This window comes from Kocuria rhizophila (assembly GCF_003667225.1).
GTDB classification, from domain to species: domain Bacteria; phylum Actinomycetota; class Actinomycetes; order Actinomycetales; family Micrococcaceae; genus Kocuria; species Kocuria rhizophila.
Window position 1 is genome coordinate 1 of the sequence record NZ_RCOM01000013.1, and the last position, 22,342, is coordinate 22,342.

The window sequence follows — 22,342 nt, forward strand, 5'->3', positions numbered from 1 at the left end:
CCCGCACCACGCCCCACCACGCACGGCGCCCCACGGCCCACGACCCCAAGGAGAACAGTGAGCGATCAGCCCGAGGACAGGACGCCGCAGCGTCTCACGCACGTGCGCGAGGACGGCACGGCGCACATGGTGGATGTCAGCGAGAAGGCCGTGACGTCCCGGGAGGCCACGGCCCAGGCCGTGCTCGTCACGCGCCCGGACGTGGTCGAGCTGCTCGCGAACGGGGACCTGCCCAAGGGCGACGCCCTGGCCGTGGCTCGGATCGCGGGCATCATGGCGGCCAAGCGCACGCCGGAGCTGGTGCCCCTGTGCCATCCGTTGCCGTTGAGCAAGGTGACCGTGGACCTCGAGCCGCAGCGGGACAGGGTGGTCGTGCAGGCCACCGTGCGCACCCGCGGTGTCACCGGTGTGGAGATGGAGGCGCTGACCGCCGCGAGCGTGGCAGCTCTCACGCTGTACGACATGGTCAAGGCCGTCGACAAGGCCGCCAGCATCGAGGACACCCGGGTGCTGGCCAAGTCGGGCGGCAAGAGCGGTGACTGGAGCGCATCGTGAGCGGACACGGCGAGCGGAACGTGGGCGCCCAGCGTCCCGCCCACCGGGACGAGATCGGCGACTTCCACCTGGTGGGACGCCGGGCGGAGGTCGTGATCGTCTCCAGTTCCGCGGCCGCGGGAACGGCGCAGGACCTGTGCGGACCTGTGCTGCGGGACTGGCTCGAGGGCAGGGGTCTGCGGACCAGGGTGCACGTGGTTCCGGACGGACCGGAGGTGCTTACCGCACTGCGGCGTCTCACTGCGCACTCCCACACGGAGGAGGGGCCGCGGTTCGTGGTCACCTCTGGGGGAACGGGGCTGAACTCGGACGACGTGACTCCCGAGGCCACTGCCGCGGTGCTGGAACGTCAGTCCCCGGGCATCGTGCACGCGCTGTGGGCGCAGGGACTTCAGAAGACTCCCACCGCCGCGATGAGCCGCGGCGTGGCCGGTCACGTGGGGCGGACGTTCGTGGTGAACCTCCCGGGCTCCCGCGGCGGGGTCAAGGACGGGATGGCGGTGCTGGATCCCCTCATCGACCACATCAGCGCGCAGCTGGAGGACGTCCACGGCCACGGGGAGGACCGCTCGGTGACCCGCTCCGGTGACGAGGTGCTCCCCGCGGCCGAGGACGACTCCCACCCGGACGACGCGGACGCCAGGGTGGTCGCCGGCACCACTGCCACCTGCGGGCCGGGGCCGGCACACGACGCCGCCCGGGCCGCGGTCCCGGACGCGGCGGCGTCGTCCCCGGGCGGTGACCCGCGCTACGCGCCCGCGGCGGAAGACCCCGTGCTCCGGGCTCGGATCACGGAGGAACCGCTCGACGGGGACCTCGCCCGGCGCGAGGTGGCCGACCCCGGCTGCGGTGCGGTGGTCGGCTTCAGCGGGGTGATCCGGGACCACGACGGCGGCAGGAGCGGTGTGACGGGGCTCGAGTACAGTGCGCACCCCGCGGCCCAGCAGGTCATGACGGACACGGTGCGGGAGGTCGCCCGTGAGCACCCGGGGGTCCGGCTGTGGGCCGAGCACCGCATCGGGGCGCTCGCCGTGGGGGACAGCGCCCTGGAGGTGGCCGTGGCCGCGGCCCACCGAGCGGAGGCCTTCGCGGCGTGCTCCCGGCTCGTGGACCGCATCAAGGAGTGCGTGCCCATCTGGAAGCGGGAGAGCTTCGAGGACGGGCGGCACACCTGGGTGGGACTGGACGCCTGAGATGGTGGCGCGCAGAATCGTCCCCGCCCGCGTGCGGAGCTTCGACGCCTCTGGGGAGGTCGCCGCGGGGCCGGACCGGCTCGCGGGGGAGGAGCCGCTGGAGATCCGCCTGGACGGTGAGCCGTTCACCGTGACCATGCGCACCCCCGGCGACGACTTCGAGCTCGTGACCGGCCTGCTGCTGAGCGAGGCCGTGATCACGGAGATCTCCCACGTGCTCAAGATGGACTACCGCTCCGGTGTGAACCAGGACGGGCACCGCACGTACAACGTGGTGGACGTGCAGCTCTCCCCCCGTGCTCCGGGCCCGGACCGCGGCGCGCGGCGCCAGGTGTTCACGAGCTCCTCGTGCGGGGTGTGCGGCACGCCGTCCCTGGACTCCGTGGCGAAGCCGAGCGCCCACCCGGTGGCCCCGCCCCGCCCCCTCGTGAGCGCGGCGCGGCTCGTCTCGCTGCCCGACGAGCTGCGCGGGCACCAGCGGATCTTCGATGCCACCGGGGGAGTCCACGCCGCGGCCCTCTTCCCCGTGGGGCGGGACGAACCGCTGGTGGTCCGGGAGGACGTGGGGCGCCACAACGCGGTGGACAAGGTGGTCGGCTGGGCCGTGCAGCGTGGGCTGCTTCCTCTGGACGAGGTGGTGCTGCAGGTCTCCGCCCGGGCGTCCTTCGAGCTCGTGGGCAAGGCGGCGATGGCCGGGATCCCCGTGCTCTCCGCCGTCAGCGCGCCCTCGGCGCTCGCCGTCAGCTCGGGGCGGGAGCGCGGTGTCACCGTGGTGGGGTTCAACCGCCGGGGCCGGTGCAACGTCTACAGCTTCCCGGAGCGCATCACGGGACGGTGATCCGCGCGACCGCCGTGACGCGCGGATCACCTCGCTGGGCGACCACCCCGCTGGGCGGCCGACGCGGCGCAGCCGTCGCGCCCCGGGGAGGGGCCGCTCCCGACCCCACCCGCGCTCACGGCCACGCCCCGGGCGGGCGTGGCCGCGGGAAATTGCATGGGCCCACGCCTCTGGGGTACGGTGGTGGCACCAAAGACCGCCGGTCATCATGCGCACTTCGGTGTGCGTGGTCTAAGAGGTTCTCGGCATCGAGAACCGTCCAGCGCAGGTGAACCAGCACGAACCCTTCATCGGAGCACGTACTCACATGTGCGCATCCGAGCATGGTCGAGCCCCGGGCATCTGCGCGGGGCTTTTGTCGTGTCAGCCTCCGGCGGACACGGAGCCGGCATCCACATGTAAGGAAGGAGCACCATGGCGAATCCTGAAAAGGCTGCCGCGGTTGCAGAGTTGAAGGACTTGTTCTCCAACTCGCACGCTGCCGTCCTGACGGAGTACCGCGGGCTCACCGTGGCTCAGCTGAAGACGCTGCGCCGTGCACTCGGTGAGAACGCCGAATACGCCGTGGTGAAGAACACGCTCACCGCCATTGCCGCGCGTGAATCGGGCATCGAGGCGTTCGAGGGCCAGCTCACCGGCCCCTCGGCCATCGCCTTCGTGTCCGGTGACGCCGTCGAGGCCGCCAAGAGCCTGCGTGACTTCGCCAAGGACAACCCCCAGCTGGTCGTCAAGGGCGGTTACCTGGACGGCGTCGCAATGGACGAGAACGAGATCAAGAAGCTTGCGGACCTCGAGTCCCGCGAGGTTCTGCTGGCCAAGGTCGCCGGTGCCGCCAAGGCGTCGATGTCCAAGGCCGCCGCGCTGTTCCAGGCCCCGCTGTCCAAGACCGTGCGCACCGCGGATGCGCTGCGCGCCAAGCTGGACGAGCAGGGCGAGAGCGCTGCCTGATCCCCTTCGGGGAACCCCAGGTTCCGGGTGGTCGGGCCCCGTCCCGCACAGACCCGTGTTCTTCCCACGCACACCTCGTCGGAGCCACCCGCTCCGGCACCACGTACAAGTAAGGAGCCAACACCATGGCTAAGCTGACCACCGAAGAGCTCATCGAGGCTTTCAAGGAACTGTCCCTCATCGAGCTGTCCGACTTCGTGAAGGCCTTCGAGGAGACCTTCGACGTCACCGCTGCCGCCCCCGTGGCCGTGGCCGGTGCGGCCCCCGCCGGCGGCGACGCCGGTGCCGCTGAGGAGGAGAAGACCGAGTTCGACGTCATCCTCGAGTCCGCCGGTGACAAGAAGATCCAGGTCATCAAGGAAGTTCGCGGCCTGACCTCCCTGGGCCTGAAGGAAGCCAAGGACCTCGTGGACAGCGCCCCCAAGGCCGTCCTCGAAGGCGCCACCAAGGAAGCCGCTGACAAGGCGAAGGAAGCCCTCGAGGGCGCCGGCGCCACCGTCACCGTCAAGTGATCCGGGGCGCCTCGCGCGCCTGCCGAGCCCGGGTGAGCGTGCTCTGACGCCGCTCGACCGGCTCACCCCAGAACCCCGCACCGCACGGTGCGGGGTTCTGCGCATCCCGGGCCTCGTGCGTCGCCCCCGGACGGGGGCATTCACGTCGTCGGTGTGATGTGCGAAACTGTCTCCTGACCATTCGGCCGTCACAGTGCGGCGGGAGAGCGTGGCGGGTCAGGGGCGGGGAACCGTCCAGGACCGCGCCACCGCCGAAGGAGCAAACCCTCCCCGGGAATCTCTCAGGCACCCGTACCGCCGCACCAGGCCACTCTGAAGAGCTCACGGTCCTGCGGGACGGGGAGCACCGGCGGGGCAGGTCGGTGGCACGCCGCGGGCGGCCCCGGCGAAATCTCTCAGGTCATGGAACAGAGCGGGGAGGACTCATCGGGCACGCCGTGCCCACGAGCAGCCCAGGAGACTTTCGCATGTCGTTCCTGTCACGCCACATCGGCCCCGACGCCGATGACCTCACCACCATGCTCGGCGCCGTGGGCGCCGAGAGTCTGGACCAGCTGATCGACCGCGCCGTCCCGGAGAGCATCCGGATGCGCGAGTCCCTCGACCTGCCGGAGCCCCTGGACGAGCCCGAGGCGCTGTCCGCGCTGCGCCGGATCGCCTCCCGCAACACCGTGATGCGCCAGATGATCGGCCAGGGCTACCACGACACCGTGACGCCCGCCGCGATCCGCCGCAACATCCTGGAGAACCCGGGCTTCTACACGTCCTACACCCCGTACCAGCCGGAGATCTCCCAGGGCCGCCTGGAGCTGCTGCTGACCTTCCAGAACGCCGTCATCGACCTCACCGGTCTGGAGGTCGCGAACGCGTCGCTGCTGGACGAGTCCTCCGCCGTGGCCGAGGCAGTGCTCATGATGCGCCGCGCCAACCGCCGTTCCAAGAGCATGCGTGTCCTCGTGGACAGCCGCAGCCTGCCGCAGACGCTGGCCGTGCTCACCGGACGCACGCGCGCCGCGGGCATCGAGCTGGTGCTCGCGGACCTCGGCGATCCCGACGCCGCCGCGCAGGCGATCTCGGACGGTGACTTCTTCGGCGTCGTCGTTGCGCAGATCGGCGCGGACGGGGACGTCACCGATCCCACCGCCGTGATCGAAGCCGCCCACGAGGCCGGATCGCTCGTGAGCGTGAGCACTGACCTGCTCGCCCTGACCATGCTGCGCAGTCCGGGGGAGATGGGCGCGGACATCGCGGTGGGCTCCGCCCAGCGCTTCGGCGTGCCCCTGTTCTTCGGCGGGCCCCACGCGGCGTTCCTGGCGTCCCGCAAGGGCACGGAGCGCTCCCTGCCCGGGCGCATCGTGGGTGTGTCCACGGACTCCTCCGGCGCTCCCGCCTACCGCCTGGCGCTGCAGACGCGTGAGCAGCACATCCGCCGCGAAAAGGCCACCTCCAACATCTGCACCGCCCAGGCGCTGCTGGCCATCGTGGCCGCGGCGTACGCGGTGCACCACGGTCCGGTGGCGCTGCGCGCGCTGGCGGAGCGGCTGCACGGCATGGCCGCTGACCTTGCAGCAGGACTGCGGGCCCGTGGCATCGAGGTGGCCCACGAGCGCTTCTTCGACACGGTGACCTTCTCCGTGCCCGGCCAGGCCGACGCCGTCGTGGCCGCCGCCGCGGACCGGGGGTACAACCTGCGCCGCGTGGACGGCGACACCGTGGGCGTGAGCTTCGGCGAGCCGCACACCGACCGGGACGTCGTGGAGGTCCTCACCGCCGTGACCGAGGCGTGCGGCGCCGCCGAGGGCGAGTCCGAACCGGGCGGCTCCGCGTTCGAGCTGCCGGAGGCGCTGCTGCGCACGGACGAGTACCTGACCCACCCGGTGTTCCACACCCACCGCTCGGAGACCTCGCTCATGCGCTGGCTGCGCGAGCTGTCGGACAAGGACCTCGCGCTGGACCGCACCATGATCCCGCTGGGCTCGTGCACCATGAAGCTCAACGCGGCCGCAGAGATGGAGCCCATCTCGTGGCCCGAGTTCGCGAGCATCCACCCCCTGGCTCCCGAGGACCAGACCCGCGGGTGGACCGAGCTCATCGAGCAGCTGCAGGGCTGGCTCGCGGAGATCACCGGATACGCCGCGGTCTCCGTCCAGCCGAACGCGGGTTCCCAGGGCGAGCTGGCCGGCCTGCTGGCCATCCGCCGCTACCAGGTGGACCGCGGCGAGCACCAGCGCAAGACCATCCTGATCCCCTCCTCGGCCCACGGCACCAACGCGGCGTCCGCGGTGCTCGCGGACCTCAAGGTCGTGGTGGTGGCCACCGCCCAGGACGGCACGATCGACCAGGACGACCTCCGGGCGAAGATCGACTCCGTGGGGGACGAGCTGGCCGGCATCATGGTCACCTACCCCTCCACCCACGGCGTGTACGACACCGACATCACCGAGGTCTGCGCCGCGGTGCACGACGCCGGCGGGCAGGTCTACGTGGACGGTGCCAACCTGAACGCGCTCATGGGCCTCGCACGTCCCGGCCGCTTCGGCGGAGACGTCTCCCACCTGAACCTGCACAAGACGTTCTGCATCCCGCACGGCGGCGGCGGGCCCGGCGTGGGCCCCGTGGCCGTGGCCGAGCACCTCGTGCCCTACCTGCCCGGCAACCCGGCCACGGCAGACCTCGACGAGCGCGGCGCGGGCTTCCCCGTGGCCCAGGCACCGCACGGTTCCGCAGGCGTGCTGCCCATCACGTGGATGTACATCGCCATGACCGGGGCGAAGGGGCTCACCGAGTCCTCCCGCACGGCCGTGCTGGGTGCGAACTACATCTCCCGCCGGCTCTCGGACGTGTTCCCCACGCTCTACACGGGGGACGGCGGGCTGGTGGCCCACGAGTGCATCCTGGACCTGCGCCCCATGACCAAGGCCTCGGGCGTCACGGCCGAGGACGTGTGCAAGCGGCTCGTGGACTTCGGCTTCCACGCGCCCACGCTCGCGTTCCCCGTGGCGGGCACCCTCATGGTGGAGCCCACCGAGTCCGAGGGGATCGAGGAGCTGGACCGCTTCATCGAGGCCATGCGGACCATCCACGCGGAGATGCAGGAGATCGCGGACGGGAAGGTCTCCCTGGAGGAGTCCGTGATCCGCCACGCGCCGCACACCGCCCAGGTGCTCACCGCGGACGACTGGGACCGGTCCTACTCCCGCAGCCAGGCCGGCTACCCCGTGTCCGGGCTGCGCCGCGTGAAGTACTGGCCCCCCGTGGGGCGCATCGACAACGCCGCCGGTGACAGGAACCTGGTGTGCGAGTGCCCGCCGATCGAAGCGTTCGACGCCGCGCACGCCGCCGCGTCCGGAGAGGAGAAGTGATGAGCGAGCGTCAGACCGCACTGCACGCGGCCCACGAGCGCCTGGAGGCCCGGTTCACCGACTTCGGCGGCTGGTCCATGCCCGTGCGCTACGCGAGTGACACCGCCGAGCACCATGCCGTGCGCCGTGGCGCCGGGATCTTCGACCTCTCCCACATGGGCGAGGTGGAGGTGACCGGGCCGCAGGCCGGGGCTTTCCTGGACCACGCCCTCGTGGGTGTGCTGTCCGGCATCGGCGTGGGCCGGGCCAAGTACTCGGTGATCGTGGACGAGGACGGCCGCGTGCTGGACGACCTCATCACCTACCGCCTGGGCGAGGACCGCTACCTCGTGGTGCCGAACGCCGGCAACCAGGACACGGTGGTCGAGGCGCTGCAGCAGCGGGCCGAGGGCTTCGACGTCACGGTGCAGAACCAGGGCCCTGAGACGTCCCTGATCGCCGTGCAGGGACCCCGGGCGCTCGAGGTGCTCCGGGCCACCGGACTGGACCCCGCCGAGGAGGTGGCGGGCCTGAAGTACTACGCGTGCGCCGTCGCCCGCTGCGGCGGTGCGGACGTGCTGGCCGCCCGCACGGGCTACACCGGTGAGGACGGCTTCGAGCTGTACTGCGCGAACGCCGATGCCGAGACGCTGTGGAACGCCCTGCTCGCGACCGCCGAGGAGCTCGGCACCGAGGACGCACCCGTGCAGCCCGCGGGACTGGCGGCACGGGACTCCCTGCGCCTGGAGGCGGGCATGCCGCTCTACGGCCACGAGCTCTCGACCGAGATCACGCCCGTGGAGGCGGGACTGGGCAAGCTCGTGGAGGTCGCCCTGCGCAAGAAGGACGAGGCCGGGACCCGCACCGTGGGCCACGACGCCCTGGCTGCCATGCTGCAGAACGCTCCCGAGCGCACCCTGATCGGGCTGGAGGGTCTCGGGCGCAAGCCCATCCGTGCCGGGTACACGGTGCTCGCGGGGGAGCGGACCGTCGGTGAGGTCACCAGTGGTCTGCCCTCGCCCACCCTCGGCAAGCCCGTGGCCATGGCCCTCGTGGCCACGGACGCCCTCGAGGAGATCGCCGCCGGGAACGTGAGTGTCCAGGACGCCCGCGGCCGCGGCGTCGAGGTGGCGCAGACCGCGATGCCGTTCTACAAGCGGGGCTGAGCGCACCACGCACGACCCCCAGGGGTGGTGCCACGAGCGGGCCTGTCGGGAGTAGCCTCCTGGCAGGCCCGCTCCGTCGTACGACACCCGACCACCGTGCGGGCCGGGACAGGCCCACCGCGCGGGAGCGGGGTGGGCGGAGAAGGAGACACCGTGTTCCTGCGAGACGTCGCTCCCGGGATCCACATGATCCAGAACCACCACGTCAACTGCTACCTGCTGGAGGACTCGCGCGGGCTGACGCTCGTGGATGCGGGGCTGCCGCGGGTGTGGAACGAGCTGGGGTGGGCGGTGCGCGAGCTCGGGCGGACACCGCAGGACATCCGGGCTCTCGTGCTGACCCACGCGCACTTCGACCACGTGGGGGTCGCGGCCAAGCTCGTGCGACGCCTGGGGATCCCCGTCTACGCCCACGAGAAGGAGCGCCACCTCGCGGCGCACCCCTACTCCTACGCCCACGAACGCCCCACGGCGGTGTACCCGCTGCGCCACCCCCGGGCCGTCCCCGTCCTGGGATCCATGCTGGCGGGCGGGGCCGCCGCCGTGCGCGGGGTGGACGTCACCCGGGAGCTCACCGCGGGACAGACGGTGCCCGTCCCGGGAAGCCCCCGGGTGGTGGCCACCGCGGGGCACACCTGGGGGCACTGCGCGCTGCACCTTCCGGACGCCGACGCCGTGATCACGGGGGACGCCCTCGTGACCCTCGACCCCTACACCGGTCTGACCGGGCCGCGCATCGTGGCCGGTGCGGCCACCGCGGATGCGGACATGGCCCTGGCTTCCCTCGCGGCGATCGCGGACACCGGGGTGGGGCTGGTGCTGCCCGGTCACGGAGATCCGTGGCGCCTCGGTGCGGTCCGGGCGGCGTCGCAGGGGCGCGCGAACGGCGTCGCCTGAGCGCCGACCGGGCATCTTACGGCCCGGGCGGGGTTTCGTCCAGCAAGGGTGTGGACAAGCCCCGGTGGTTCGCCTAAGCTAGTGCTTTGCGTTGTCCCTTATGCATGCGTGCCTTCATATAGCGGTGGGCGCCGCAGGGGCGGCCCGCGACACTCGTCGTCACCGGCCCCTTTCTCTCTCCCCGGGAACCTCGCGTATTCACTGCATGTCTGTGGAAGGATCACATCTTGGTCGCCTCGAGCACCGATACGAACGTCTCCGCCAACCACCCCACGAGCGACAACATTCCGCGTCGCATATCCTTCGCGAAGATCCACGAACCGCTGGACGTCCCCAACCTGCTCGCGCTGCAGACCGACAGCTTCGACCGCCTGGTGGGCAACGAGCGCTGGCAGGCCCGCGTGGTCGAGGCCCAGGAGACCGGTGACACCAGCGTGTCCACCACGTCCGGGCTCTCGGACATCTTCGAGGAGATCTCCCCGATCGAGGACTTCCAGGGGACCATGTCCCTCTCGTTCTCCGAGCCGGAGTTCTACGACCCGAAGTACACCATGGACGAGTGCAAGGACCGCGACGCCACCTACTCGGCGCCGCTGTACGTCAAGGCCGAGTTCATGAACAACAACACGGGCGAGATCAAGCAGCAGACCGTGTTCATGGGCGACTTCCCGCTGATGACGGAGAAGGGCACGTTCGTGATCAACGGGTCCGAGCGCGTCGTGGTGTCGCAGCTGGTGCGCTCCCCGGGTGCCTACTTCGAGAAGGGCCAGGACCGGACGTCCGACAAGGACATCTACTCCGCCAAGATCATCCCCTCCCGCGGTGCGTGGTTCGAGCTCGAGATCGACAAGCGCGACCAGGTGGGCGTCCGCCTGGACCGCAAGCGCAAGCAGTCCGTCACGGTGCTGCTCAAGGCGCTGGGCTGGAGCGAGGCCAAGATCCTGGAGGAGTTCGGCGAGTTCGACTCCATCCGCGCAACCCTGGAGAAGGACACCACGGAGTCCCGCGAGGACGCCCTGCTGGACATCTACCGCAAGCTGCGCCCGGGGGAGCCGCCCACGGTCGACGCCGCGCAGTCCCTGCTGGACAACATGTACTTCAACCCCAAGCGCTACGACCTCGCCAAGGTGGGCCGCTACAAGCTCAACCGCAAGCTGGGCCTGGACAAGCCGTTCTCGGACCCGGACGCCTCCGTGCTGTCCCTGGACGACATCGTGGCCATGATCCGGTACCTCGTCACCCTGCACGACGGCGGCTCCACCATGCCCGGCACCCGTGACGGCGAGGCCCGCGAGATCCACGTGGACGTGGACGACATCGACCACTTCGGCAACCGTCGCATCCGCGCCGTGGGCGAGCTGATCGAGAACCAGATCCGCACCGGCCTCTCCCGCATGGAGCGCGTGGTGCGCGAGCGGATGACCACCCAGGACGTCGAGGCGATCACGCCCCAGACCCTGATCAACATCCGTCCCGTGGTGGCCGCGATCAAGGAGTTCTTCGGAACCTCCCAGCTGTCCCAGTTCATGGACCAGAACAACCCGCTCGCGGGTCTGACCCACAAGCGCCGCCTGTCCGCGCTGGGCCCCGGCGGCCTCTCGCGCGACCGTGCGGGCATGGAGGTCCGTGACGTCCACCCCTCGCACTACGGCCGCATGTGCCCGATCGAGACCCCTGAGGGCTCCAACATCGGTCTGATCGGCTCGCTCGCGACCTACGCGCGCATCAACCCGTTCGGGTTCATCGAGACGCCCTACCGCAAGGTCGTGGACGGCACCGTCACCGACGACGTCGTCTACCTCACCGCGGACGACGAGCGCGGGCTCACCATCGCGCAGGCCAACGCGCCCCTGACCGACGACGGCCACTTCGCCGAGGACGCCGTCCTCGCCCGTGCCTCCGACGGCTCCGGCGAGGCCGTGCTCGTGGACCCGACCGACATCGAGTTCATGGACGTCTCCCCGCGCCAGATGGTGTCGGTGGCCACCGCCCTGATCCCGTACCTCGAGCACGACGACGCCAACCGCGCGCTCATGGGCGCCAACATGCAGCGTCAGGCCGTGCCGCTGCTCACCTCCGAGGCACCCCTCGTGGGCACCGGCATGGAGCGCTACGCCGCACTGGACGCCGGGGACTCCGTCCTGGCCACCAAGCCGGGTGTCGTCGAGGAGGTCTCTGCGGACCTCGTCACGGTGCTCAACGACGACGGCACCACCAAGCTCTACCCGATCAACAAGTTCGTGCGCTCCAACCCGGGCAACACGTACAACCAGCGCGTGATCGTGTCCGAGGGCCAGCGTGTGGAGCCCCGCACGGTGATCGCCGACGGTCCATCCACGGACCACGGTGAGCTCGCACTGGGCAAGAACCTGCTCATCGCGTACATGTCCTGGGAGGGCCTCAACTACGAGGACGCCATCATCCTCTCCCAGCGCATGGTCTCCGAGGACGTCCTCACGTCCATCCACATCGAGGAGCACGAGATCGACGCCCGCGACACCAAGCTCGGTGCCGAGGAGATCACGCGTGACATCCCGAACGTGTCGGAGGAGGTGCTCTCTGCTCTGGACGAGCGCGGCATCATCCACATCGGCGCCGAGGTCCAGGCCGGCGACATCCTCGTGGGCAAGGTCACGCCCAAGGGCGAGACCGAGCTGACTCCCGAGGAGCGCCTGCTGCGCGCCATCTTCGGCGAGAAGTCCCGCGAGGTGCGCGACACCTCCCTCAAGGTGCCCCACGGCGAGTCCGGCACCGTGATCGGCGTGCGAGTCTTCGACCGCGAGGACGAGGACGACGACCTGCCCGCCGGCGTCAACCAGGTGGTGCGCGTCTACGTGGCGCAGAAGCGCAAGATCACGGACGGCGACAAGCTCGCCGGACGCCACGGCAACAAGGGCGTCATCTCTAAGATCCTGCCCGTCGAGGACATGCCGTTCATGGAGGACGGCACCCCGGTGGACGTCATCCTGAACCCGCTGGGCGTGCCCGGCCGCATGAACCTGGGCCAGGTGCTCGAGGTCCACACCGGCTGGCTGGCCAAGCAGGGCTGGAACATCGAGGGCGACCCCGAGTGGCTCAAGGGGCTCAGCAACTTCCCCAAGAGCTCCGGACCCACCAACGTGGCCACCCCGGTGTTCGACGGCGCCCGCGAGGACGAGATCTTCGACCTGCTGGACCACACCAACCCCACGCGGGACGGTCAGCGCCTGATCGGGCGCTCCGGCAAGGCCCGGCTGTTCGACGGCCGCTCCGGCCAGCCGTTCCCGGACCCGGTCTCCGTGGGCTACCAGTACATCTTGAAGCTCCACCACCTGGTGGACGACAAGATCCACGCCCGCTCCACCGGTCCGTACTCCATGATCACCCAGCAGCCGCTGGGCGGTAAGGCGCAGTTCGGCGGTCAGCGCTTCGGTGAGATGGAGGTGTGGGCGCTGGAAGCGTACGGCGCCGCCTACACCCTGCAGGAGCTGCTCACCGTGAAGTCCGACGACGTCCACGGCCGCGTGAAGGTGTACGAGGCCATCGTCAAGGGCGAGAACATCCCCGAACCGGGTGTGCCCGAGTCCTTCAAGGTGCTCATCAAGGAGATGCAGTCCCTGTGCCTGAACGTGGAGGTTCTCTCCGCGGACGGCAACACAGTGGAAATGCGTGATTCCGAGGACGACAGCTTCCGGGCTGCCGACGAGCTCGGCATCGACCTCTCCCACTCCGAGCCCAGCTCGGTCGAAGAGGTCTGAGACCCCGCTCGTCCACAGATCAGCTCGTCACACTTCAGGATTTTACGAAAGAGGGACAGGACCTTATGTCCAACGATTCTTCACTGGGTCTCATGCAGATCGGCCTGGCCACCGCGGATCAGATCCGCGGCTGGTCCTACGGCGAGGTCAAGAAGCCGGAAACCATCAACTACCGCACGCTCAAGCCCGAGAAGGACGGCTTGTTCTGCGAGAAGATCTTCGGTCCCACCCGGGACTGGGAGTGCTACTGCGGCAAGTACAAGCGCGTGCGCTACAAGGGCATCATCTGCGAGCGCTGCGGCGTGGAGGTCACGCGTGCCAAGGTGCGTCGTGAGCGCATGGGCCACATCGAGCTCGCCGCTCCCGTGACCCACATCTGGTACTTCAAGGGCGTTCCCTCGCGCTTGGGCTACCTGCTGGACCTCGCGCCCAAGGACCTCGAGAAGGTCATCTACTTCGCGGCGTACATGATCACGTCCGTGGACGAGCAGGCGCGTCACGACGACCTGCCCAACCTGCAGGCCGCGATCGACCGCGAGAAGAAGCAGCTCGAGGACACCCGGGACGCGGACATCAACGCGATCGCCCGCGATCTCGAGACCGACCTCGCGCGTGTCGAGGAGGAGGGCGGCAAGGCCGCCGAGAAGCGCAAGCTGCGCGACTCCGCCGACCGCCAGATGGCGAACGTGCGCAAGCGCGCCGACCGCGAGATCGACTACCTGGAGAAGGTCTGGGACCGCTTCAAGAACCTCAAGGTCAACGACCTCGAGGGCGACGAGGCCCTGTACCGCCAGATGGTGGACCGCTACGGCATGTACTTCGAGGGCTCCATGGGCGCTGAGTCCATCAAGAAGCGCCTCGAGACGTTCGACCTCGCGGCCGAGGCCGAGGCGCTGCGCGAGACCATCGCCACGGGCAAGGGCCAGCGCAAGACCCGCGCCCTGAAGCGCCTCAAGGTGGTCAACGCGTTCCTCACCACGGACAACTCGCCGCTCGGCATGGTCCTGGACGCCGTTCCGGTGATCCCGCCGGAGCTGCGCCCCATGGTGCAGCTGGACGGTGGCCGGTTCGCGACCTCCGACCTCAACGACCTCTACCGTCGTGTGATCAACCGCAACAACCGCCTGAAGCGTCTGCTGGACCTCGGTGCCCCCGAGATCATCGTGAACAACGAGAAGCGCATGCTGCAGGAGGCCGTGGACTCGCTGTTCGACAACGGTCGCCGCGGCCGTCCCGTCACGGGTCCGGGCAACCGTGCCCTGAAGTCCCTGTCCGACATGCTCAAGGGCAAGCAGGGTCGCTTCCGCCAGAACCTGCTGGGCAAGCGCGTGGACTACTCCGGTCGTTCCGTGATCGTGGTGGGTCCGCAGCTGAAGCTGCACCAGTGCGGTCTGCCCAAGCAGATGGCGCTGGAGCTGTTCAAGCCGTTCGTGATGAAGCGCCTGGTGGACCTGAACCACGCGCAGAACATCAAGTCAGCCAAGCGCATGGTGGAGCGCTACCGTCCCCAGGTGTGGGACGTGCTGGAAGAGGTCATCACCGAGCACCCGGTGCTGCTGAACCGTGCGCCCACCCTGCACCGTCTGGGCATCCAGGCTTTCGAGCCGCAGCTCGTGGAGGGCAAGGCCATCCAGCTGCACCCGCTCGTGTGCGGCGCGTTCAACGCGGACTTCGACGGTGACCAGATGGCGGTGCACCTGCCGCTGTCCCCGGAGGCGCAGGCCGAGGCCCGTGTGCTGATGCTGTCCTCGAACAACATCCTCAAGCCCTCGGACGGCAAGCCGATCGCCCTGCCCTCGCAGGACATGATCATCGGCCTGTACCACCTCACCACCGTGCGTGAGGGCTGGGCGGGGGAGGGCAACAGCTACTCCTCCGTGGCCGAGGCCATCATGGCCAACGACTCCGGCGAGCTGCACCTCAACGCCAAGTGCAAGATCCGCCTCGAGGACTTCGTGCCCTACGCGGGCTGGGAGGCCCCGGAGGGCTGGGAGCCGGGTCAGCCCGCCGTCGTGGAGACCACCCTGGGGCGCGTGCTGTTCAACGAGACTCTGCCCGAGGACTACCCCTGGGACGAGAACGTCGCGGACAAGAAGCACCTGTCCGCGCTCGTGAACGACCTCGCGGAGCGCTACCCGATGACCCGCGTGGCCAAGACGCTGGACAACCTCAAGGACGCCGGCTTCCACTGGGCCTCGCGCTCGGGCGTCACCGTGGCCATCTCGGACATCGCGACCCCGCCGGAGAAGCCCGCCATCATGGAGGGCTACGAGGCGCAGGCCGCGCGCATCCAGGGCCAGTACGACAAGGGTCTGATCGACGACGACGAGCGCCGCTCGGAGCTCATCGACATCTGGTCCAAGGCCACCGACGAGGTTGCGCAGGCCATGCGCGACAACCTGGAGCCCACCAACACCATCAACCGTATGGTGTCCTCGGGCGCTCGAGGCAACTGGATGCAGGTCCGCCAGATCGCCGGCATTCGCGGCCTCGTGGCCAACCCCAAGGGCGAGATCATGCCCCGTCCGATCAAGTCCTCCTACCGTGAGGGCCTGTCGGTACTGGAGTACTTCATCGCGACCCACGGTGCTCGAAAGGGTCTCGCGGACACCGCGCTGCGTACCGCCAACTCGGGCTATCTGACCCGTCGTCTGGTGGACGTCTCGCAGGACGTCATCGTGCGCGAGTCGGACTGCCAGACCGTACGCGGTCTGACGCTGCCGCTGGCGGACATCACGGACACCGGCGTGCGCACGCTCGGCGAGGACGTGGAGAACACGGTGCACGGCCGCGTGCTGGCCAGCGCCGTGGCGGACGAGAACGGCGAGGTGCTGGCCGAGGCCGGCGCGGACATGTCCGACGCCATGATCGAGAAGCTCTACAATGCCGGTGTGGACCAGGTGCGCGTGCGCTCGGTCCTGACGTGCGAGTCCGCCGTGGGCGTGTGCGCCGCGTGCTACGGCCGGTCGCTGGCCACCAACCAGCTGGTGGACATCGGCGAAGCCGTGGGCATCGTGGCCGCGCAGTCCATCGGCGAGCCCGGTACCCAGCTGACCATGCGCACCTTCCACACCGGTGGTGTGGCTTCCTCGGACGGTGACATCACGCAGGGTCTGCCCCGAATCCAGGAGCTCTTCGAGGCCCGCACCCCCAAGGGCGTGGCCCCGATCTCCGAGGTGGCCGGTCGGATCCGCATCGAGGACACCGACAAGTCCCTCAAGATCGTGGTGGTCCCGGACAACGGCGACGAGGAGTTCGCCTACCCGGTGCTGCGCCGCGCCAAGCTGCTCGTGGCGGACGGCGACCACGTCGACGTCGGCCAGCAGCTCGTCACCGGTGCGGTGGATCCCAAGGAGGTGCTGCGCATCCGCGGGCCCCGCGAGGCGCAGAAGCACCTCGTGGACGAGGTCCAGGGCGTGTACCGCTCACAGGGCGTGGGCATCCACGACAAGCACGTGGAGGTCATCGTCCGGCAGATGCTGCGTCGCGTGACCATCATCGAGTCCGGTGACACCGCGCTGCTGCCGGGTGAGCTGGTGGACAACGTGCGCTTCCTCGAGGCCAACCGCGGTGCGGTGGCCGAGGGCAACCGTCCCGCCGCCGGTCGTCCGGAGCTCATGGGCATCACCAAGGCCTCGCTGGCCACGGACTCGTGGCTGTCCGCCGCGTCCTTCCAGGAGACCACGCGTGTGCTCACGCAGGCCGCCATGGAGGGCAAGTCGGACCCGCTGCTGGGTCTCAAGGAGAACGTCATCATTGGCAAGCTCATCCCCGCGGGTACCGGTCTGGACCGGTACAACAGCGTGGACGTGGAGCCCACCGAGGAGGCGAAGGCCCAGATGTTCACGGACCCGTCCGCGTTCGCCGACTTCAGCTACGCCGAGGAGAACGCCGGCGGACTGGGCTCCGAGTTCCAGGCCATTCCGCTGGACGACTACGACTTCGGCAACTGAGTCGCCCGCACTGCCGGTCCCGCGCCACGGGCGCGGTGACTGCGTGGTGAAGAGCGACTGAGTTCCGACCCGGCCCGGGTGGGTCTCCCGCACGAGGGAGGTCCACCCGGGCTTCGTCGTGTCCCGGCTCCTGTCGTTGATCCAGACGCGGACGGCCGCAGGGGGAAGGGGCGCAGATTGGTGAGAGCCGAGATCAAAGAACAAACGGATGCAGTTGACCGCGCACGAAGCTTCCACTGCCAGCCCATAAGGCAAACGAAAACAGTTGTCCAGACCGGGCCGGCGCGTGGTGGAAGGGTGGCCGCACGGGCTGCTGTCCGGCGGGTGGCCCGCACGTGAGGCCGCGACGGCTCGCGGGAGTTTCCAGGACGGTCCCTCTCCGGTTCCGCGGACCGGACGGGTCTGATACGATGGGGCAGAATTGCTCGATTCCGGGCATTCTGCAATGAGATGGCAAATCGGACCCTGTCCTGTGGTACGCACCTTGTACCTAGATGCCATCTTTCGTCATGCTCAGGGGAGGATCCGCGGCGCGGAACCTGCCCGCGAGCACCCCGGGATCAATGTTCCGTCACCGGCGGGCCCGGCAACCACCGGACTCCGCTCCAACAGGAGGCACTGTGCCAACTATCCAGCAACTGGTCCGCAAGGGCCGGCACTCCAAGGTCGTGAAGACCAAGGCTCCCGCGCTCAAGGGGAACCCCATGAAGCGCGGCGTCTGCACCCGCGTGTTCACCACCACCCCCAAGAAGCCGAACTCGGCGCTGCGCAAGGTGGCCCGTGTGAAGCTCAACGGCGGCGTGGAAGTCACCGCCTACATCCCCGGCGAGGGCCACAACCTGCAGGAGCACTCCATCGTGCTCGTGCGCGGCGGTCGTGTGAAGGACCTCCCCGGTGTCCGCTACAAGATCGTGCGCGGCGCGCTCGACACCCAGGGTGTCAAGGGTCGCCAGCAGGCCCGCTCCCGCTACGGCGCCAAGAAGGAGAAGAAGTAATGCCTCGTAAAGGTCCCGCTCCCAAGCGCCCCCTCGTCGTCGATCCCGTCTACGGCTCGCCCGTGGTCACGCAGCTGATCAACAAGGTCCTGCAGGACGGCAAGAAGTCCACCGCCGAGCGCATCGTCTACGGTGCCCTCGAAGGTGTGCGCAACAAGACCAACTCCGATCCGGTGGCCACCCTGAAGAAGGCCCTGGAGAACGTGAAGCCGGCCCTCGAGGTCCGCTCCCGTCGCGTCGGCGGCGCCACCTACCAGGTGCCCGTCGAGGTCAAGGCCGGTCGCGCCCAGGCGCTCTCCCTGCGCTGGCTCGTGGGCTACTCCAAGGCCCGTCGTGAGAACACCATGACCGAGCGCCTGCAGAACGAGATCCTCGATGCCTCCAACGGCCTCGGTGCCGCTGTCAAGCGCCGCGAGGACACCCACAAGATGGCCGAGTCCAACAAGGCCTTCGCCCACTACCGCTGGTAAAATTCGGTAGTCCTGTCGGCCCCGCGGATCCGCGGGGCCGACTTCCAGGGCCCGGCACCACCTTTTACGAAGGGAACCATCGTGGCACTCGACGTGCTTACCGACCTCAACAAGGTCCGCAATATCGGCATCATGGCTCACATCGATGCCGGTAAGACCACGACCACCGAACGCATCCTGTTCTACACGGGCATCAACCACAAGCTCGGCGAGACGCACGACGGTGCCTCCACGATGGACTGGATGGCCCAGGAGCAGGAACGCGGCATCACCATCACCTCCGCCGCGACGTCGTGCTACTGGCACGACTACCAGATCAACATCATCGACACCCCGGGTCACGTGGACTTCACGGTCGAGGTCGAGCGCTCCCTGCGCGTGCTCGACGGCGCCGTGGCGGTCTTCGACGGCAAGGAGGGCGTGGAGCCCCAGTCCGAGACCGTGTGGCGCCAGGCCGACAAGTACGAAGTGCCCCGCATCTGCTTCGTCAACAAGATGGACAAGCTGGGCGCCGACTTCTACTTCACCGTGGACACCATCAAGTCCCGTCTGGGTGCCACCCCGCTCGTGCTGCAGCTGCCGATCGGCGCGGAGAACGACTTCGTGGGCGTGGTCGACCTCATCACCATGAAGGCCCTGGTCTGGGAGGGCGACTCCAAGGGTGACGTCTCCCTGGGTGCCAAGTACGAGACCCGTGAGATCCCCGAGGACCTCCAGGACCGCGCCGCAGAGTACCGCAACCAGCTGGTCGAGGCCGTGGCCGAGGCCGACGACGACCTCATGGAGAAGTACCTCGGCGGCGAGGAGCTGACGGAGGACGAGATCAAGCTCGGCATCCGCAAGCTCACCATCTCCTCCGCCGCGTACCCCGTTCTGTGCGGCTCCGCGTTCAAGAACCGCGGCGTGCAGCCCATGCTCGACGCCGTGGTGGACTACCTGCCCTCCCCGCTCGACGTGGAGGACGTGCAGGGTCACGCTGTGAACGACGAGGAAGAGGTGCTCACCCGCACCGCAGACGCCAACGGCCCGTTCGCCGCGCTGGCGTTCAAGGTCGCGTCGCACCCGTTCTACGGCCAGCTCACGTACATCCGCGTGTACTCCGGCAAGGCCAAGGCCGGCGAGCAGGTCCTGAACTCCACCAAGGGCAAGCGCGAGCGCATCGGCAAGCTCTTCCAGATGCACTCCAACAAGGAGAACCCGGTGGAGGAGATCTCCGCCGGTCACATCTACGCGGCCATCGGTCTGAAGGACACCACCACGGGCGACACCCTGTGCGACTCGTCCAGCCCGATCGTGCTGGAGTCCATGAGCTTCCCCAAGCCCGTGATCTTCGTGGCCATCGAGCCCAAGACCAAGGGCGACCAGGAGAAGCTCTCCACCGCCATCCAGAAGCTCTCCGCCGAGGACCCCACCTTCACGGTGTCCCTCAACGACGAGACCGGCCAGACCGAGATCGGCGGCATGGGCGAGCTGCACCTGGACATCCTGGTGGACCGCATGAAGCGCGAGTTCCGCGTGGAGGCCAACGTGGGCAAGCCCCAGGTGGCCTACCGCGAGACCATCAAGAAGGCTGTCGAGAAGGTCGACTACACCCACAAGAAGCAGACGGGTGGCTCCGGCCAGTTCGCCAAGGTGCAGGTCTCCTTCGAGCCGTTGCCCCTGGACGCCGAGGAGCTGTACGAGTTCGACAACGCCGTGACCGGTGGTCGCGTGCCGCGCGAGTACATCCCCTCCGTGGACCACGGCATCCAGGACGCCATGCAGCTCGGCATCCTCGCCGGCTACCCGGTCGTGGGCGTCAAGGCCACGCTGGTCGACGGCGCCTACCACGACGTCGACTCCTCCGAGATGGCGTTCAAGATCGCCGGCTCCATGGTGTTCAAGGAGGGTGCGCGCCGTGCGAACCCGGTGCTGCTCGAGCCGCTCATGGCCGTCGAGGTCCGCACGCCCGAGGAGTACATGGGTGACGTCATCGGCGACCTGAACTCCCGCCGTGGCCAGATCCAGTCCATGGAGGACGTCACGGGTGTCAAGCTCGTGCAGGCTCTGGTGCCGCTGTCCGAGATGTTCGGCTACATCGGCGACCTGCGTTCCAAGACGCAGGGTCGCGCCGTGTACTCGATGCAGTTCGACAGCTACTCAGAGGTTCCCAAGGCCGTGGCCGAGGAGATCATCCAGAAGAACCGCGGCGAGTGAGCCATCGGGGTTCGCCCCGAGATTTCAGTAAATTCGTAATCCAGAAGTAGACTTGCACAGGTTTCGACACGCTCAGCGCCGATGCGCTGTGGTCACATGCTCCGGTGCCCGGAGCAGTCGAGCAAGTCTCACCTCAATGTTCTAGGAGGAACACATCATGGCGAAGGCCAAGTTCGAGCGCACCAAGCCGCACCTCAACATTGGCACCATTGGCCACGTTGACCACGGCAAGACCACGCTCACCGCTGCAATCTCCAAGGTCCTGGCTGACAAGTACCCGGACGTCAACGAGCAGCGCGACTTCGGTGCCATCGACTCCGCCCCGGAGGAGAAGCAGCGCGGCATCACGATCAACATCGCGCACATCGAGTACCAGACCGACAAGCGTCACTACGCCCACGTGGACGCCCCGGGTCACGCCGACTACGTGAAGAACATGATCACCGGTGCGGCTCAGATGGACGGCGCGATCCTCGTGGTCGCCGCCACCGACGGCCCCATGGCGCAGACCCGCGAGCACGTGCTGCTCGCCCGCCAGGTGGGCGTGCCCTACCTGCTGGTCGCGCTGAACAAGTCCGACATGGTGGACGACGAAGAGCTGCTCGACCTCGTCGAGATGGAGGTTCGCGAGCTGCTGTCGGACCAGGGCTTCGACGGTGACAACGCCCCCGTGGTGCGCGTCTCCGCTCTGAAGGCCCTCGAGGGCGACGCCCAGTGGGTCAAGTCCGTCGAGGACCTCATGGAGGCTGTGGACGAGAACGTGCCGGATCCCATCCGTGACACCGACAAGCCCTTCCTCATGCCCATCGAGGACGTCTTCACCATCACCGGTCGTGGCACCGTGGTGACGGGCCGCGCCGAGCGCGGCACCCTGCCGATCAACTCCGAGGTCGAGATCGTGGGCATCCGCCCCGTGCAGAAGACCACGGTCACCGGCATCGAGATGTTCCACAAGCAGATGGACGAGGCCATGGCGGGCGAGAACTGCGGCCTGCTGCTGCGCGGTCTCAAGCGTGACGACGTCGAGCGCGGCCAGGTCGTGTGCAAGCCGGGTTCCATCACCCCGCACACCGACTTCGAGGCCAACGTCTACATCCTGTCCAAGGAAGAGGGCGGGCGTCACAACCCGTTCTACTCGAACTACCGTCCGCAGTTCTACTTCCGCACCACCGACGTCACCGGCGTCATCACGTTGCCCGAGGGCACCGAGATGGTCATGCCCGGCGACAACACCGAGATGACGGTCGAGCTGATCCAGCCGATCGCCATGGAGGACGGCCTCGGCTTCGCCATCCGCGAGGGTGGCCGCACCGTTGGCTCGGGTCGTGTGACCAAGATCATCAAGTGATCATGTGATGATCGGGGAGAGGTTCTGAACTGATCCCTCGTGAAGCCCCGTGGTTCCCCGGAACCACGGGGCTTCGTCGTACCCGCTAGCTACGCCGAGGTTTTCACGTCCCCAGGTTCCCCGGTGACCCGGTGCAGCGGGTCGAGGCTGCCGGCGGCCGACGATCGCTGTCGCAGCGGTGCGCCCCGGTGCA

14 protein-coding genes and 1 riboswitch are annotated in these 22,342 nt (G+C 68.6%); all 14 genes read left to right on the forward strand.

Annotated elements, in window-relative coordinates; translation table 11 throughout:
- Positions 1-57: 57 nt before the first annotated feature.
- The 14 genes from moaC (at position 58) to tuf (ending at position 22,149) form a co-directional block, all read left to right on the forward strand.
- On the forward strand, positions 58-555 hold the full coding sequence (moaC, locus tag D9R02_RS03610) for a cyclic pyranopterin monophosphate synthase MoaC (protein WP_019309662.1): 498 nt from the start codon (positions 58-60) through the stop codon (positions 553-555).
- Positions 552-1,748 (forward strand): molybdenum cofactor biosynthesis protein MoaE, encoded by a 1,197-nt coding sequence (locus D9R02_RS03615; protein WP_220700412.1) that lies wholly within the window; start codon positions 552-554, stop codon positions 1,746-1,748. Before moaC ends, D9R02_RS03615 begins: the two co-directional genes overlap by 4 nt.
- A gap of 1 nt (position 1,749) precedes the next feature.
- The gene (gene fdhD / locus D9R02_RS03620; protein WP_059281404.1) at positions 1,750-2,586 is read left to right on the forward strand and encodes a formate dehydrogenase accessory sulfurtransferase FdhD; all 837 of its coding nucleotides are present in this window, start codon (positions 1,750-1,752) and stop codon (positions 2,584-2,586) included.
- Positions 2,587-3,000: 414 nt separating this feature from the next.
- A complete protein-coding gene (gene rplJ / locus D9R02_RS03625; RefSeq protein ID WP_019309659.1) occupies positions 3,001-3,534 on the forward strand; it encodes a 50S ribosomal protein L10 in 534 nt (177 codons plus the stop codon).
- A 125-nt stretch (positions 3,535-3,659) separates the two neighbouring features.
- Positions 3,660-4,046, forward strand: coding sequence for a 50S ribosomal protein L7/L12 (gene rplL / locus D9R02_RS03630; protein WP_019309658.1), 387 nt, complete (start codon positions 3,660-3,662; stop codon positions 4,044-4,046).
- 189 nt (positions 4,047-4,235) lie between these two features.
- A riboswitch (glycine riboswitch) is annotated at positions 4,236-4,353 on the forward strand.
- A 160-nt stretch (positions 4,354-4,513) separates the two neighbouring features.
- Positions 4,514-7,408, forward strand: coding sequence for an aminomethyl-transferring glycine dehydrogenase (gene gcvP, locus D9R02_RS03635; RefSeq protein ID WP_121566353.1), 2,895 nt, complete (start codon positions 4,514-4,516; stop codon positions 7,406-7,408).
- Positions 7,408-8,553 carry a glycine cleavage system aminomethyltransferase GcvT gene (gcvT, locus tag D9R02_RS03640; protein ID WP_039101866.1) on the forward strand — a complete coding sequence of 382 codons (1,146 nt, stop codon included), beginning with the start codon at positions 7,408-7,410 and terminating at the stop codon, positions 8,551-8,553. The genes gcvP and gcvT overlap by 1 nt, the downstream gene beginning before the upstream one ends.
- 153 nt (positions 8,554-8,706) lie before the next feature.
- Positions 8,707-9,450 carry an MBL fold metallo-hydrolase gene (locus D9R02_RS03645; RefSeq protein ID WP_039101865.1) on the forward strand — a complete coding sequence of 248 codons (744 nt, stop codon included), beginning with the start codon at positions 8,707-8,709 and terminating at the stop codon, positions 9,448-9,450.
- A gap of 227 nt (positions 9,451-9,677) precedes the next feature.
- Positions 9,678-13,187, forward strand: a complete 3,510-nt coding sequence (gene rpoB, locus D9R02_RS03650; RefSeq protein ID WP_070636808.1) for a DNA-directed RNA polymerase subunit beta — start codon at positions 9,678-9,680, stop codon at positions 13,185-13,187.
- A 65-nt stretch (positions 13,188-13,252) separates the two neighbouring features.
- A complete protein-coding gene (locus tag D9R02_RS03655; RefSeq protein WP_019309653.1) occupies positions 13,253-17,140 on the forward strand; it encodes a DNA-directed RNA polymerase subunit beta' in 3,888 nt (1,295 codons plus the stop codon).
- 620 nt (positions 17,141-17,760) lie between these two features.
- The gene (rpsL, locus tag D9R02_RS03660; RefSeq protein WP_012397684.1) at positions 17,761-18,135 is read left to right on the forward strand and encodes a 30S ribosomal protein S12; all 375 of its coding nucleotides are present in this window, start codon (positions 17,761-17,763) and stop codon (positions 18,133-18,135) included.
- Positions 18,135-18,605, forward strand: coding sequence for a 30S ribosomal protein S7 (gene rpsG / locus D9R02_RS03665; RefSeq protein WP_012397685.1), 471 nt, complete (start codon positions 18,135-18,137; stop codon positions 18,603-18,605). The genes rpsL and rpsG overlap by 1 nt, the downstream gene beginning before the upstream one ends.
- 81 nt (positions 18,606-18,686) lie before the next feature.
- The gene (fusA, locus tag D9R02_RS03670) at positions 18,687-20,801 is read left to right on the forward strand and encodes an elongation factor G (protein ID WP_019309652.1); all 2,115 of its coding nucleotides are present in this window, start codon (positions 18,687-18,689) and stop codon (positions 20,799-20,801) included.
- A gap of 157 nt (positions 20,802-20,958) precedes the next feature.
- The gene (gene tuf, locus D9R02_RS03675) at positions 20,959-22,149 is read left to right on the forward strand and encodes an elongation factor Tu (RefSeq protein WP_019309651.1); all 1,191 of its coding nucleotides are present in this window, start codon (positions 20,959-20,961) and stop codon (positions 22,147-22,149) included.
- The last annotated feature ends 193 nt before the right edge of the window (positions 22,150-22,342 follow it).